9 protein-coding genes are annotated in these 15,364 nt (G+C 72.6%); 6 read left to right on the top strand and 3 right to left on the bottom strand.

The features are described 5' to 3' along the window. Positions 1-4 precede the first annotated feature (4 nt). Entirely contained in the window at positions 5-1,429 is a 1,425-nt protein-coding gene (locus ACT17Q_RS04620) for an extracellular catalytic domain type 1 short-chain-length polyhydroxyalkanoate depolymerase (protein ID WP_444664942.1), read from the top strand. A 71-nt stretch (positions 1,430-1,500) separates the two neighbouring features. On the opposite strand, the gene pulA is transcribed toward ACT17Q_RS04620, so the two are convergent. Together pulA and ACT17Q_RS04610 are read right to left on the bottom strand one after the other, a co-directional pair. Further along, positions 1,501-8,493: a pullulanase-type alpha-1,6-glucosidase gene (gene pulA / locus ACT17Q_RS04615; protein WP_444664941.1), complete on the bottom strand. Its 6,993-nt coding sequence runs from the start codon at positions 8,491-8,493 to the stop codon at positions 1,501-1,503. Between the two features lie 309 nt (positions 8,494-8,802). After that, positions 8,803-10,020 carry an NADP-dependent isocitrate dehydrogenase gene (locus ACT17Q_RS04610; RefSeq protein ID WP_141319969.1) on the bottom strand — a complete coding sequence of 406 codons (1,218 nt, stop codon included), beginning with the start codon at positions 10,018-10,020 and terminating at the stop codon, positions 8,803-8,805. Between the two features lie 257 nt (positions 10,021-10,277). Between ACT17Q_RS04610 and ACT17Q_RS04605 the strand changes: the two genes are divergently transcribed. The 3 genes from ACT17Q_RS04605 (at position 10,278) to ACT17Q_RS04595 (ending at position 13,348) form a co-directional block, all read left to right on the top strand. Beyond that, positions 10,278-11,351, top strand: coding sequence for an MIP family channel protein (locus ACT17Q_RS04605; RefSeq protein ID WP_444664940.1), 1,074 nt, complete (start codon positions 10,278-10,280; stop codon positions 11,349-11,351). A gap of 261 nt (positions 11,352-11,612) precedes the next feature. Beyond that, entirely contained in the window at positions 11,613-12,806 is a 1,194-nt protein-coding gene (locus ACT17Q_RS04600) for a hypothetical protein (RefSeq protein WP_157732554.1), read from the top strand. 98 nt (positions 12,807-12,904) lie between these two features. Continuing rightward, positions 12,905-13,348 carry a hypothetical protein gene (locus tag ACT17Q_RS04595; RefSeq protein WP_157732555.1) on the top strand — a complete coding sequence of 148 codons (444 nt, stop codon included), beginning with the start codon at positions 12,905-12,907 and terminating at the stop codon, positions 13,346-13,348. Positions 13,349-13,377: 29 nt separating this feature from the next. Here ACT17Q_RS04595 and ACT17Q_RS04590 read toward each other — a convergent pair whose 3' ends face one another. After that, entirely contained in the window at positions 13,378-13,695 is a 318-nt protein-coding gene (locus ACT17Q_RS04590) for a DUF3017 domain-containing protein (RefSeq protein WP_094180638.1), read from the bottom strand. Between the two features lie 34 nt (positions 13,696-13,729). Here ACT17Q_RS04590 and ACT17Q_RS04585 point away from each other — a divergent pair, with 34 nt between their 5' ends. Continuing rightward, entirely contained in the window at positions 13,730-13,966 is a 237-nt protein-coding gene (locus ACT17Q_RS04585; RefSeq protein WP_157732556.1) for a hypothetical protein, read from the top strand. Positions 13,967-14,023: 57 nt separating this feature from the next. After that, positions 14,024-15,319, top strand: a complete 1,296-nt coding sequence (locus ACT17Q_RS04580; protein WP_232514417.1) for an NAD(P)/FAD-dependent oxidoreductase — start codon at positions 14,024-14,026, stop codon at positions 15,317-15,319. Positions 15,320-15,364 lie beyond the last annotated feature (45 nt).

The following is a 15,364-nucleotide window of genomic DNA, read 5'->3' as shown; positions in this document are numbered from 1 at the left end:
ATCGATGACGACGTCCTTGTCCCGGCGCCTGCGCGCCCTGGCCGGCACCGCGCTGGCCGCCCTCAGCCTCGCGACGGTGGGAGCCCTGGTCTCCACCACCACCACCGCGCCACCCGCCCAGGCCGCCTCGCTCGTGCGGGTCTCGAGCTTCGGCCAGAACCCCGGCGGGCTCGGCATGTACCTGTACGTCCCCGACTCGGTGAAGCCGAACGCGCCGGTCCTGGTCGTCGTGCACTACTGCACGGGCAGCGCCCAGGCGATGTTCTCGGGCACGCAGTTCGACGAGCTCGCGAACCGGTACGGCTACATCGTCGTGTACCCGCAGGCCGACCGGCCGGGCGCGTGCTTCGACGTGTCGTCCGCGCAGGCGCTGCGCCACGACGGCGGGAGCGACCCGACGAGCATCGCGAACATGGTCCGCTACGTGCAGCGCACCTACTCGACCGACGCGTCGCGCGTGTTCGTCACGGGCACCTCGTCGGGCGCCATGACGACGCAGGTGATGCTCGCGACGTACCCCGACATCTTCGCGGCGGGGGCCGCGTTCGCGGGCGTGCCGGCGACGTGCTTCTCGACGTCCTCTCCCCCGCCCGGCTCGACGAGCCAGGCGCCGTGGAACAGCGACTGCGCGCAGGGGCGCATCAACCGCACCGGCCAGCAGTGGGGCGACCTGGCGCGCGCGGCGTACCCCGGCTACACGGGCGCCCGCCCGCGCGTGCAGCTGTGGCACGGCACGCAGGACACGACGCTCGCGTACGCCAACTTCGGCGAGGCCGTCGAGCAGTGGACGAACGTGCTCGGCGTCTCCGCGACGCCGTCGTCGACCAGCGTCAACGGCGTCGTCACGCGCACGCGGTACGGCGGCACGGGTGACCAGGCACCCGTCGAGGCGAACTCGCTGGCGAACACGACGCACAACCTGCCGGTCGACGCCGCCGCCGCGATCCACTTCTTCGGCCTCGACGGCCCCGCGCCCACGCAGTCGCCGACGAGCAGCCCGCACCCGACGGACAGCACGTCCCCGACACCGACGCCCACCCCCACGCCCACGCCCACGCCCACCCCGACGTCGTCGCCGTCGGTGACCCCGACGGGCACCGCGACGACGACCGTGCCCTCCGGGTGCCGCGTGAGCTACCAGGTCAACGCGTGGAACACGGGCTACACGGCCAACGTGACCATCGGCAACTGGGGCGCCACCGCGGTCGACGGCTGGACGCTGCGGTTCACGCTGCCCGCCGGTCAGCGGGTCGAGCAGGCGTGGAGCTCGCAGGTCACCCAGTCCGGTCAGGTGGTGACGGTCACCAACGCGCCGTGGAACGCGACGATCCCGGCCGGCGGGAACGTCCAGCTCGGCTTCAACGCGAGCCACAGCGGCTCGGCCGCCGCACCCACGTCGTTCACCCTGAACGGCATGCTCTGCGGCTGACGCGCACCACGACGAGGAGGGGCCCGGTCGGTGCGACCGGGCCCCTCCTCGTGCGCGGGCCCGCGGGCCCGTCAGCTCTCGCGGCGCCGCCGTACGACGAGCACGAGCACCAGGCCGGCGACGAGCGCGGCGGCCGCGAGCGCGACGAGCCCGGCGTCGAACCCGGTGGCCCCGAGCTCCGCGTCGGCCGCGACGACCCGCACCGCCGCGGACCCGCTGAGCCCGGAGGTCAGGCCGCGGACCTCGAGGGTGTGCTCACCCAGCGCGGCGTCCACCGGGATCGTCACGGTCAGGTCGACCGTTCCGTCCGCCGAGGCCGACCCGCCGAGCAGCAGCACCGGCGTCGAGTGCAGCCACACCTGGACCCGCTCCCCCGCGGTGAGACCCGACGCCTGCACCTCGACGGTGCTCCCGCGCCGGACGACGCCCGCCGAGAGCTCGACCCGCGGCCGCGGCCTCGGGGCGGCCGTGCGCGTCGGCTCGGGTCGCGGCTTCGCCGTGCGCGTCGGCTCGGGCCGCGGCTTCGCCGTGCGCGTCGGGTGCGGGTGGGGCGTGCGCGTCGGGTGCGGCTTCGGCGTGGCCGTCGGGCTCGTCGTGGGCGTGGGACCGGCCGTCGGCGTCGGGCCGGCCGTCGGTGTCGCCGTGGGCGTCGGGGTCGGCCCGCCGTCCTCCTGGGCCTCCACGAGCACCGCGACCGTGCGGGCCGGGACCGTCACCGTGCCGGTCGCGGTGTCCCACGTGGTCGCCCTGACGACGTCGTCGGACCCCGCGGCCTGCACCGGGGACAGCGCGTACTCGCGCCCGGCGAGCTCGGGGACGACCTGGGTGGTCGCCTCCGTGCCGGCGTTGAGCACGACGAGCACGCCTTCGAGCGCGGGGTCGGCGTCCGCACCGAGCGTGTCGTCGACGCTCATGACGATCACGCCGGGTGTCGCGTCGGGGCCGCTGGTGGGGAACGTCAGCTTGGTCTCGATCGCGTCCGCCGAGCCGAGGCGCAGCAGGCGGGTCGAGGCGCGCAGCCGCAGCAGGTCGAGCGCCGCGTCGGACGCCGTGGCGACGTCGTCGGCGGACGGCTTGAGCGCCGGGTCGGCCAGCAGCGGCGCCATGTACGGCCACTTCGCCTCGTTGTCCGGCCGCGGCGGCAGCCCCTTGCCGAACCCGTTGTCCTGCCCCGTCCAGTCGATCGCGTCGAACCAGTCGCCCGAGTTGTAGCTGTTGCGGTCGAGCGACTTGCTGCGCAGCAGGTCGGCGCCCGCGTGCCAGAACGACGGCGTCTGGGCCAGGGCGGTGGTGGCGAGCGACAGCGTGTTCATCCGGATGCGGTCGTCCATCGAGGTGGCCTGCGGGAGCTTCATGGTGAGCGAGTCCCACAGCGTCTCGTTGTCGTGCGCGTCGACGTACGTGACGACCTCGTCGGGCTCGGTCGCGTACCCAGCGGGCTGGCCGTTGTAGTCGACCTGCGCGCCCGTACGCACCGTCCCGTCGCTCGCGAGGAACGAGAAGTCGGCGAGGTTGCCCGCCATCCCGAGCCGCACCAGGTCGGTCTGGTGCGCGAGCGTGGCGGCCTGCGCCGCGGCGTCGCCGTTGACCGCGGCGCCGTTCGGGTCGGTGAGCTGGCCCGAGCCGAAGCCCTGGACGCGCGGGTCCTCGTCGAACGGGCCGCCGCCGCGCACCGCGTCGCGCAGCCGGTCGGAGAACGTGCCGATGCCCGTGCCGCCGAGGTTGCCCTGGCGGGCCTGCTCGAACAGCGCGTCGTCGGCGACCTCGCCGAAGTTCCAGCCCTCGCCGTACAGGTAGATGCGCGAGCCGTCGACCCCGTCGTCGGCGAGCGTCAGCTCGTCGAGCGCGTCCCGCACGGCCTGCATGTTCGCCACCGAGTGGTGACCCATGAGGTCGAACCGGAACCCGTCGACCTTGTACTCGCGCGCCCACAGCACGACCGAGTCGACCATGAGCTTGCCCGCGAGCGCGTGCTCGGTCGCGATGTTCGAGCAGCACGTGCTCGTCTGCACGGCACCCGTCGCGTCGAGGCGGTGGTAGTACCCCGGCACGACCTTGTCGAGCACGGAGGTGTCCGCCTGGCCGGCCGCCGACGTGTGGTTGTACACCTCGTCGAGCACGACCTCGAGGCCTGTGGCGTGCAGGGCCCCGACCATCGTGCGGAACTCGCCGACCCGCGCGTCGGGGTCGACCGCGTACGAGCCCTCGGGCACCTGGTAGTGGAACGGGTCGTAGCCCCAGTTGAAGCCGTCGGCGTCGGCCACCGCGGTGACGCACGCCTGCTGCTCGGTGGAGTCCGGCGCGTACGACGCCAGGTCGCACGCGGGGCTCTCCTGCTCCCCGCGGTCCTCCTCGATGGTCGCGATGTCGAACGTCGGCAGCAGGTGCACCGTCGTCAGGCCCGCACCGGCGAGCTCGGCGAGGTGCCGCGTGCCCGCGCTGTCGCGGGCGAACGCGAGGTACGTCCCGCGCTCGGCCGCGGGCACGGTCTCGTCGGCGATCGAGAAGTCCCGCACGTGCAGCTCGTAGATCGCACGGTCCACGGCCTGCTCGACCGTCGGGGACGGCGTGTCCGTCCAGATCGCCGGCCGCGTGGCCGGGTCGGCCAGGTCGACGACGACCGAGTGGGTCGAGTTCTGCGTGAGCGCGACCGAGTACGGGTCCGTCACGTCGTTCACGACGACACGCCGCAGGCTCGGGGCGTACACCGTCACGGCGTAGCGGTAGGCCGCACCGGTCCAGCCGGCCTCGCCCGCGACGCGCCACACACCGTCGTCGCCGCGCTCGGCGGGCACGCGCGTGGGCTCGCCGGACACCTCGCCCGGCCACACCAGCAGGTCGACGTCCTGGGCGGTCGGCGCCCACAGCGCGAACGACGGCGTGCCGTCGTCCCACGTCAGGCCCAGGTCCGCGGTGGCCGCCGCGTCGGCGTACAGGTCGTCGAGCACGCCCGGGACCTGCACGCCCGTGAAGGCGACCGGGGAGTCGCCCGCCGCGAGCACCCGCAGCTCGCCCTCGAGCAGCTGCGGCGCACGCGCCGCGTCGGACGCGGACAGGTGCAGCGCGGCGTAGCCCGCGAGCGCCGGGAACGCGGCCGTGACGTCCCCGGGCAGTCCCGCCGGGTCGTACGTGAGCGCGACCGGCTCGCCGCCCTCGACCGCACCGTCGGCGAGCTCGAGCCCGCCCGTCGGCGACGCGTGCAGCGACCACGTCAGGTCCGCCGCGTCGGCGTCGCCGAGCAGGTCCTGCGGGAACGCGAGCGTGTCGGCCGTGACCCAGTGCGCGCGCGCCTGGCCGGTGCCGGGCAGCGGCGGGTCCTGGACCGTCACGGTGAGCACCTTCGTCTCGGAGTCGAACGAGAACAGCACCTGCTTGCCCGTCGTCGCGGAGAAGGTGATGTTCGCACCCCCGGGCACGCCGTCGGCACCCCAGTTGAGGTCCCAGGACCGGTCCTGCGTGACCTTCACCTGGTACGACCCGGTCGGCAGGCTCGTCGTCGTGAACGTGGACGTCCCGTCGCGGTCACCGTCCTGCAGGAGCGCGGCGAGGCAGTCGGGCTGCCAGTCGCCCGGGCAGCCGAGCTCGGACTGGAAGTCGCCCGCGAGCGTGAACAGCGGCCCCTCGGCGGTCGACGTGAACTGGTGCGTCACCGGGTCGTAGACGAACGTCACGGCACGCTCGGCGTCCAGCGTGTACGCGACGTTCGCGCCGTCCCGCACGCCGCCCGCGCCGTAGTTCTCGCTCCACGAGCCACCGATCGCCACCTTGTACTCGTACGAGCCCGCGGGGATCGTGAACGTGCCCGCGTACACCCCGCCCGGCTGGAGCTCGAGGCGCGCGTCGGCGCAGTCGGGCGCCCAGTCACCCGGGCAGCCCATCTCGCTGTTGTGGCTGCCCGGCACGCTCACGACGAGGTCGCCCGGCCCGGGCTCCTGCGGCGTGCCCGCGTCGATCGTCAGCACGCCCGTCGCGGTGTCGAGCCGGAACGTGACCGTCGGGGTCTCCGCGGTCACCGCGAACGCCACATCGCCGCCACCGGCCGTGCCGTAGCTCGTCGACCAGTCGAAGCCGCGCACGGCCTTGGCCTGGTACGTGCCCGCGGGGATCGCGGACGTCGTGTACGTCCACTCGCCGTCCCGGTCCGGGTCGGCCAGGACGCCGGTCAGGCACGTGGCGCTCCAGTCCCCCGCGCAGCCGAGCTCGGTCTGGAAGTCACCCGCGACCGTGTACACCGCGCCCGCGGCGTCGTTCACCACGCGGTGCGTCGCGGGGTCGTACCAGAACGTCACGGGACGATCGGGGTCCGTCACGGTGTACGTGATGTTGCCCGACGGCGAGTTCTTCACGCCGTCCTCGCCGTAGTTCTCGTGCCAGCCGCCGTTCTCGGCGCCCTGCGCCTCGTAGTACGCGGCGCCGACGGCGACCTTGTACTCGTAGGTCCCCGCGGGCAACGCGAACGTGCCCGACCAGCGACCGTCGGGCTGCTGCGTCAGCTGCGCGGCGGCGCACGTGGGCTGCCAGTCGGCCGCGCAGCCCATCTCCGAGCCGTGGCTGCCGGGCAGCGTCACGACGCTCTCGGCGTCGGCCACCACGGGCGTGCCGGGCCCGTAGCCCTCGCCCACGGTCGCGAACGTCGTCGCGACGGACTCGTTGCCGCTCGCGTCGCGCACCACCGCGCGGTACTCGACGAGCGCACCCGGCGCGAGGCCCGCGGTCGTGTGGAACACGCGCGGGCGGCCGGTGTCGCTCGTCCCGAGCGTCGTCCACGCGTCGTCGCCCGCGACCCGCCAGGAGAACGTCGTCTCCGCGTACGCCTCCTCGTCGAGCGTGACCGCGAGGTCCTCGAGCGCGGTGACCGGCAGACCGGGCGCGCCGACGAACTGCGCGTCGACGGCGGCCGTGCGCGCGGGCAGCGGGCTCGTCGCGCGGTAGACCACCGCGGACAGCGCCGGCACCTCGAGCGTCACCTCGTCGTCCGCCGTGACGGAGCCGGTCGCGCCGTACAGCGCGTCGAACGTGGCGTCCGGCGTGAGCGGCGTGAACGTCGCGGTGCGTGCCGCAGTCGCGTTGTTGACCGCGACGAGGTACTCGACGCGCTCGTCGCGGTCGACGCGGCTGAACGCGTACACGCCCGTGCCGTCGGCGACGAGCTGCTCGACCTGGGCGCCCTGGGACAGCGCGTCGTGCTCGCCGCGCAGCGCGCCGAGCTCGGCGATCGCCTCGTACAGCGGGGAGCCCGTGTCGAAGTGGTCGTCGGTGCCCATCGGCGTGCCGTCGACGAGCGGCTGGTCCGCGTACGAGTCCACCTGGGTGCCGAACATCGACTGCCGCGCGTCCTTGTCGCCACCGGTGCCCGCGAAGCCCTGCTCGTCGCCGTAGTAGACGACCGGCTGGCCGCGCGTGAGGAACATCAGCTGGTGCGCGAGGACGTCCCGGTCCAGCGCCGCGTCCTTGCCCGCGAGGAAGTACCCGATGCGCCCCATGTCATGGTTGCCGAGGAACGTGGGCAGCGCGTACGCGCTCGAGTCCGGTGTCGTGTACAGGTCGTCCGAGGCGTACAGCCCCGCGAGGCTCCTGGCGGACCCGCCGCCGGCGTACCCCGACGCCGCGGACTGGAACGCGAAGTCCAGCACCGCGCTCATGTCGGTCTGCCGCACGTACGGGCTCGTCTTCGCCGCGTCCGCGTCGTACACCTCGCCGAACATGAAGAAGTCGTCCTTGCCCGTGGCGCGCGCGTGGTCCATGACCTGCGCCGTCCAGGACCTCCAGAACTCCATGTCGACGTGCTTGACCGTGTCGATCCGGAAGCCGTCGATGCCGCGGTCGACCCAGTCGGAGAAGATGTCGGCCATCCCGTCGACGACCACCGGGTTCTCGGTCATGAGGTCGTCGAGCGCGCCGAAGTCACCGAGCGTCGAGGACTCCCCCGCGTAGGTCGAGCTGCCGCGGTTGTGGTACAGCGTCGGGTCGTTGAGCCACGCCGGGACCTTGACGTCCCGCTCGGCCTCGGGCACCACCGGCGTGTACGGGAACGAGGTCGCCGGGTCCAGCTCGGGGAACGGGCGTCCGACGACGTCCGCGAGCAGGAACGCGTCGCCGTCCGCGTCCGTGTACGGGCGGTCCGCCTGCGAGACGTACGGGTACGGGGTGTCGCCCGGCTGCGGGTCCTCCTCGTACTGGATCACGTCGGCCGTGTGGTTCGCGATGACGTCGAAGTAGACCTTCATGCCGCGGTCGTGCGCGGCGTCCAGCAGCGCGTCCAGCTCGGCCATCGTGCCGTAGTGCGGGTCGAGCGTCGTGAAGTCCGTGACCCAGTAGCCGTGGTAGCCCGCCGAGACGTCGTCGGTGCCGGCACCCTGCACGTACTTGTTGGTGAACGACGGCGTGAGCCAGATCGCGGTGGTGCCCAGGCCCTGCACGTAGTCGAGCCGGTCGATCAGGCCCGCGAGGTCGCCGCCCTGGTAGAACCCCTTGTCCGTCGGGTCGAAGCCCGTGACCAGGCGGTCGCCCGTGAGGCCGCCGCGGTCGTTCGACGGGTCGCCGTCGGCGAACCGGTCGGTCATGACGAAGTAGAGCTGCTGACCCGAGCCGGGCTGGCGGACGGGCGCGAGCGCGACCGCGTCCTGCTCGGCCTCGTCCTGCAGGTCGAGCGGCGTCAGGGACGTGCGTCCGGTCGCGACGTCGAAGTCGACGAGGAGCCGCGTGGGGCCCGCCAGGACGAGCGGCACGTCGGGTGCACCCGCGTCGCTCGACCCGCCGAACCCGTACGCGGTGTCCCACGCGTGGTCGGCGACGACCTTGAAGCCGTAGCTGCCCGCGGGCAGCGTGACCGTCGCCGCGTGGTGCCCCTCGCGGCCGGCGACGGGGGCGAGGTCGCCGTCGGTGCACGTGGGCGACCAGTCGTCCGCGCAGCCGAGCTCGGTCTGCAGCGAGCCGACGAGCGTGTACGTGGGGTCGGCGGCCGTGGCCGCCCCCTGCGTGACCACCGCGCCGCCGACCAGCGCGAGCGCCGCGGCGGTCAGGAGCGACAGGGGGCGACGGGCGCGCGCGAGGACGCTGGACATGCGGCGACTCCTTCGTCTCCGCGCCGGTCGGCGCGGGCATGCGGGCTGGCACGCCCCGCGGCGGCGTCTGCGGTCACCGCTGCGGGCGTCCGACGACGGCGGCGTCGACGGCTGGCGGCACCGTACCGGCTTGCCGCAACTTGCAGCAAGAGCTTGCTGCCGCCGTTGCCGACCCGTGACCAAGCACCACGAACCACCCGCCACGCGACCGCCGGAGAACGAGGGAGGACGACGGACGGCGGAGGACGACGGAGGACGACGAACGGCGCCCACCCCGGAGGGTGGACGCCGTTCGAGGGACGCGCGGGCTCAGCCCAGGCGCGCCGCCAGGTTCTCGTCGAGAGCCGCGAGGAACTCCTCCGTCGTCAGCCACGGCTGGTCCGGGCCGATGAGCAGCGCGAGGTCCTTCGTCATCTTGCCGCTCTCGACCGTCGTGATGACGACGTCCTCGAGCGTCTCCGCGAACGTCGTGACCTCGGGCGTGCCGTCCAGCTTGCCGCGGTGCTTCAGACCGCCCGTCCACGCGAAGATCGACGCGATCGGGTTCGTCGACGTCGGCTTGCCCTGCTGGTGCTGGCGGTAGTGACGCGTCACCGTGCCGTGCGCCGCCTCGGCCTCGACGGTCTTGCCGTCCGGCGTCATGAGGACCGACGTCATCAGGCCCAGCGAGCCGAAGCCCTGCGCGACCGTGTCGGACTGCACGTCACCGTCGTAGTTCTTGCACGCCCAGACGTAGCCGCCCTCCCACTTCATCGCGGCGGCGACCATGTCGTCGATCAGGCGGTGCTCGTACGTCAGGCCCGCGGCGTCGAACTGCTCCTTGAACTCGGTGTCGAACACCTCCTGGAAGATGTCCTTGAACGCACCGTCGTACGCCTTGAGGATCGTGTTCTTCGTCGAGAGGTACACCGGGTAGCCGCGCTGCAGCCCGTACGCGAACGAGGCGCGCGCGAAGTCGCGGATCGACTCGTTGAAGTTGTACATGCCCATCGCCACGCCGCCCGCCTCCGGGTAGGTGACGACCGTCTGCTTGATCTCCTCGGAGCCGTCGGCCGGCGTGAAGGTCAGCGTGAGGGTGCCGGCGCCGGGGACCTTGAAGTTCGTCGCCTTGTACTGGTCGCCGTGGGCGTGGCGACCGATGATGATCGGCTTGTTCCAGCCCGGGACCAGCCGCGGGATGTTGCTGATGATGATCGGCTCGCGGAACACGACGCCGCCCAGGATGTTGCGGATCGTGCCGTTCGGGGACAGCCACATCTTCTTGAGGCCGAACTCCTCGACGCGCGCCTCGTCCGGCGTGATCGTCGCGCACTTGACGCCGACGCCGTGCTCCTTGATCGCGTGGGCCGCGTCGACCGTCACCTGGTCGTCGGTCGCGTCGCGGTTCTCGATCGACAGGTCGTAGTACCGCAGGTCGATGTCGAGGTACGGGTGGATCAGGCGGTCCTTGATGAACTGCCAGATGATGCGCGTCATCTCGTCGCCGTCGAGCTCGACGACCGGGCCGACGACCTTGATCTTCGCCATGCGGGACTCCTTGCTGGGAACTGGGCCGACCCAAGATTACTCGACATCGAGAGATCTCGGCCGGGCCGCCGACGCGAGCCTGGTCACGTCCGACGACGCCGCGCACCCACCTGCGCACCCACCTGCGCACCCCCCGCGCGCCACACCCGCGCCGAACCACGCGCAGCACCGATTTTGGTGCTCGCCACCAGCCGCGGTGCACGGCCAGGACTGGCATATTGGCCCGCGAACCACTCGAACCTACCGAACGGACCGCCATGTCCCAGGACCCCACCGCCGGCGCGCCCGAGCCGAAGGGCACCCAGCCCTCCGAGCCGACGCCCGCCGAGCCGACCGCGGCCACCTCCGAGCCCGTCGTCGAGCCGGTCGCCGAGCCCGTCGTCGAGCCGGTCGTCGAGCCCACCCCGGAGCCCACGCCCGAGCCCACGCCCGGTCATGAGGCCGACACCACCGAGTACGACGCGTACGTCGTGCCCGCCGGCACCGTGATCGTCGACGGCCCGAGCCTGACCGCGCGGCTCGGGGCCGAGGTGCTCGGCACGTTCCTGCTCGTGCTCGCCGGCCTCGGGGTCGCGCTGTTCTCGTCGTCGAACTTCGCCATCTTCGGCGGTGGGTCCGGTGCGCTCGGCGTCGCCCTCGCGTTCGGCCTCGCGCTCGCCGCCGGTGCCGCCGCGTTCGGCCACGTCTCGGGTGGCCACTTCAACCCGGCCGTGACGCTCGGCGCCGCGCTCGGCGGCCGCACGTCCTGGAAGGACGTGCTCCCCTACTGGCTCGCGCAGCTCGTCGGCGGCGCGCTCGGCGCCGCGGTCGCGTTCATCGCGATCCCGTCCGGCCTGCCGAACCTCGTGCAGTCCGAGTCGGCGCGCGCGTTCTTCTCCGGTGTCGCCAACGGCTACGGCGAGCACACCGCGCTGAGCACCGCCTCGGGCGGCCAGGCGGAGACGACGCTGTTCACCGCGCTCGTCATCGAGCTCGTCGTCACGGGCATCTTCGTCGCCGTGATCCTCGGCTCGACCGACCGCCGCGCCAACACGCGCGTCGCGCCGTTCGCGATCGGCCTCACGCTCGCCGTCGGCCTGCTCATCACCATCCCGCTCACCAACGGTGCGCTGAACCCCGCGCGTGCCACGGCCGCCGCGATCTTCTCCGAGTCGTGGGCGTGGAAGCAGCTGTGGGTCTTCTGGGTCGCGCCGCTCGTCGGCGCCGCGCTCGCGGGCATCGTGTACCGCGCGTTCGCCGCGGAGCCCCCGCTCGAGGACAACCTCCTCGAGGAGGACGACGTGTACGTGACCGGCGAGGACGTCGTCGTCGTGGAGGAGCAGCAGCGCTGATCCGACATCGAAGGGCCCGGGCGCACCGCGCCCGGGCCCTTCGATGTCGAGGCCGGCACCCGCCCACGGCGCGAGATCGCGCCCCAACTTCCGCGACGACGGCCATGTGACGCACATCACGCGGCCATTTCGGGCAGACTGTGCCGAATTCCTCCCATCTCGAGCCCGCGGTATGCTCCACTTGCCTCCTCGCCGCGCGCAACGCGCGACTATGAGCAGGGGGTAGATACGAATGCGGTCCGATGTCATGCGCTTGTCGGGGTGGCCCTGACCGCCATCTTGCTGATCGGCGCATCCGCGCCCGTGGAGCCGGACCCGCGCCCCACCACTGAAGAGCAGGTTGACGCGCTTGCGGTCTTGGTCAGCGTAGAACCATCGACCGAGCTGGACGGACCAGTACTCGTCGCAGGAGAGGTGATTGGCGCCCACGCCGGCGTCCCGGTGATCGCGAAGGCCTGGCCTGACCAGGAGACACTCGACCGACACCAGCCGGGAGACGCCGTCGAACTCGTCACGATCGCCGCAGCCTTGACGAATACAGACGGCAGCTTCGAACTGGTCGCCGACCCAGAAGCCGTGGCGGAGGCCACCGACGGTGACGAACGAATCGTGAACTTTGACGTGACCGCCGCCAACGCGGGCGCCAAGGTAGCCATGGTCTCGACCTCAGCCGTTCTTTCGCCTGAGATCGCCGTCGACGACTCCATCAGCGGCGCTCTGACCGATGAACTCATGATTGACGCTGACGAGCCGTTGACAGTGGACGAGATCTCCGACACGTCTGAGGTGGACGGGATCCCGCCGGTGGCGGCGGAAGACTCGGCGCCAGCGGGGATGGAGTGCGGCACGAAACTGGTGCAGCGACTCGACAGGCGGCCGACAATCATCGGCTCGACGTACTCGACGGCACCCAGAGTGACCACCCAGTTCATCTACACGAAGGGCGCCGAGTCCACGTTCGGGATTGGCTTCAGCCAGACCGGAGCCAATGCTTCATGGACGGCATCCAGCACAGCAAAGATCAGTAACGGCGACGTGGACGAATTCGACAAGAAGGCCGGCAGTCACGCAAAGATCTACAAGAAGTACCTTAACTACGGCAAGTACAAGAGCGTCATCTGCGATGGCGACTTTGGCCAGATCGTGTCCTACACCGTCCGGCCGATCGGTCGACCGTTCGGATCGTACGAAGCGGGCTCGACGGTGCCCGCCACGCCGTCCGCCTACTGCGTGCGATACAGCTCGACGCATCACTTCAGCAAGGGGAAGGCGCAGTACTGGTCGAGCGGTGTGGCGCTTCCCGCAGCCATGGGCTTCAACGCCTCCGCACAGACCGCCTACAGCTACGAGTCGAAGATCATCATGACTCGCCCTGATGGCACGTCGTACGCCGTGTGCGGGACAGGCAATGTTCCCGAGCAGGTGAACACCGGGCGACTGGTCGCCAGGCCGTGACCCTCGGTCGACGCACCCTTGCGCTTGCCCTTCTGACCTTTGGCCTCGCGGGCGCGAGCTCGGCCTGCTCTGATGACTCAGGCCTGCCAGGTGGCTCTTTGAGCATCGGCCCGGGCGGGCAAGAGCTGAACTGTGCCGACGCCGGCGTGCGCAGCACACGCGCCTTGAGCGCGGTGTGGGTCAAGAACACCGGGACGTCCCCGATCAGGATCGTCAGCGTCCAGGCGGTTGGCGCGGTCGACCTGGAGATCGACGCTCCCTTCCTGGTCCAGGAAGGTGGACGGTGGTACACCGTTGCCGGCGACATTCCTCCAGCACCGGGAGACGAGTGGTCGGCACAGGCGTGGTCACATCGGGTCGACCTCGACGAAGGCGTGATCGGGCCCGGCGAGCTGTGGCAGATCGTCCAGCCGATGCGGACGCTGAGCGACGACGCGCACTTCGAGGCGACTCGCGTCGAGTACGACGAGGACGGGACTCGCAGAGCCGGGCAGGACAGGACCGCGATGTCGATCACGGGTCATTCGCCCGAGTGTTCTTGATCGCCCTCAGCGCCGGGTGCTCGGTCGTGTCAGCTCTCGGGTGTCGGGAGGATCGCGGCGAGCACCGCGATCGAGACCGCGAGGAAGCACAGGACCGTGACGTCCAGCGCGCGCGAGCGCACGGCCCACGCGACCGGGCCGGGCTCGGGGCGCACCGCACGGACCCCGGCACCGGCCGCGAGCAGCGCGGACAGCGTCCACGCCCCCGCGGGGGTCCCGGCCACGAGTGCGACGAGGCACGCGAGCGCCACGCCCGCCGCCGTCCACCACAACGACGCGTTGCGCGACGCCTCGAGCGAGGCGCGCGCGATGGCGCGGGGGTCGAGCGGGCGCTCGGCGGGCGGCACGTCCTCGGGGACGCCCCCGGGTGTGCTCGAAAGAGTGCTCGCGGGAGTGCTCGCGGGAGCGCTCGCGGGCGCAGGCCGCTTCGCGGGCCCGGCCGCGGGCACGGGGGACGCCGCCGACGACCTCGCCGACGCGGGTCGCGCGTGCTGCGGAGGCGGCGCGGGCTCGTGCCCGCCCGCCCGCGCCTCGGGTGCCGGGGTCGCCGGACCCGCCGACCACCCGGCCGGTGCGCCCGGCAGCGGGGTGCCGTGCGTCGTCGTCCGTGCCGACTGACCGTGCACGCGCTCGTGAACCATCCCGCCTCCCGACGGGTGAGACTACCGTTGCCGGGTGAGCCTGACGCCCGAGCGACCGCGCACACGCACGACGAGTGACGCGGGTGGCCCGCCGCAAGGGCCCACGCGCAGGCCCGCGTCCGTGCTCGTCGTGGGCGCGGGGCTGGCCGCGACGCAGACCGTCGCCGCACTGCGCGAGGTCGGCTACTCCGGTCACGTCACGGTGCTCGGGGCCGAGGGCGTCGCCCCGTACGACCGACCTCCCTTGTCCAAGCACCTCCTGGACCACGTGAGCCCCGCGTGGCTCGCGGACGAGGTCGGCACCGACATCACGTCGCAGGCCGACGCGGTCCACCTCGCACGGCCGGCCCGCGGGCTCGTCGTGACGCCCGACGCGGTCACGGTGCACACCGACGCGGGCGACCTCACCTCCGACGCGCTCGTCGTCGCGACCGGTGCCCACGCGGTCCTGCCGGGCGCGTGGGTGGGCGCCCGCACGCTGCACACCTGGGCGGACGCGCAGGAGCTGCGCACGGCGCTGCGGCCCGGGGACCGGCTCGTCGTCGTGGGTGCCGGCTGGATCGGGGCCGAGGTCGCGGGCGTCGCGGCGCGCGCGGGGGTGGACGTCACGGTCGTGGAGGCGGCGGCCGCGCCTCTCGCGGGTGCACTCGGGGCGCGCGTAGGCGCGCTGACCGTGCCCTGGTACGGCGAGCACGGCGTGCGGCTGCTGACCGGCCGGACGATCGCGCAGGTGGACGCCCGCGGGGTGCGGCTGTCCGACGGCACGCACCTGCCCGCGGACGTGGTGCTCGCCGCCGTGGGCGCCCGCCCCGCGACGGCCTGGCTCGGCGACGCGCTCCCACGCGAGGCGGACGGGGCGCTGCGCGTCGACGAGGGGTTCGCGGTGCTGGGTGCGCCGGGCCGCCACGTGCGCGCGGTCGGTGACGTCACGCTGCGCCGCTCGCGGCGGCACGGCTGGGTGCCCGGCGGCCACTGGGACGGTGCGCTGCGCGACCCGGCCGAGCTCGTCGCGGACCTGCTCGAGGGCGACGCGGCCGCGGCGGGACGCGGCGACCGCGCGCCGTACGTGTTCTCGACGCAGCTCGGGCACGACCTCACGCTGTTCGGCCAGCCGTCCGCCGAGGACGACGTGGTGCTGCGCGGCGACCCCGCCGCGGACGGCGGGTGGACCGCGCTCTGGTACCGGCCGGGCGGCGACACGATCAGCGGGGTGCTGACGGTCGACCGGCCGCGCGACGTCGGTGCCGCACGCCGGCTGTTCACCTCGGCGACGCTCCCCGAGCTCGCACGACCGCTCGCTGCCGACCCCGACCGCCCGCTGCGCCCCTGACCGACGGCAGGAACACGAACGCGGACGGCCCCCGCGCGCCGAGGC

The sequence above is a fragment of the Cellulomonas sp. CW35 genome (assembly GCF_052378485.1).
In the GTDB taxonomy this organism is placed as follows: domain Bacteria; phylum Actinomycetota; class Actinomycetes; order Actinomycetales; family Cellulomonadaceae; genus Cellulomonas; species Cellulomonas uda.
This window is presented reverse-complemented; position numbering and strand designations above follow the sequence as displayed.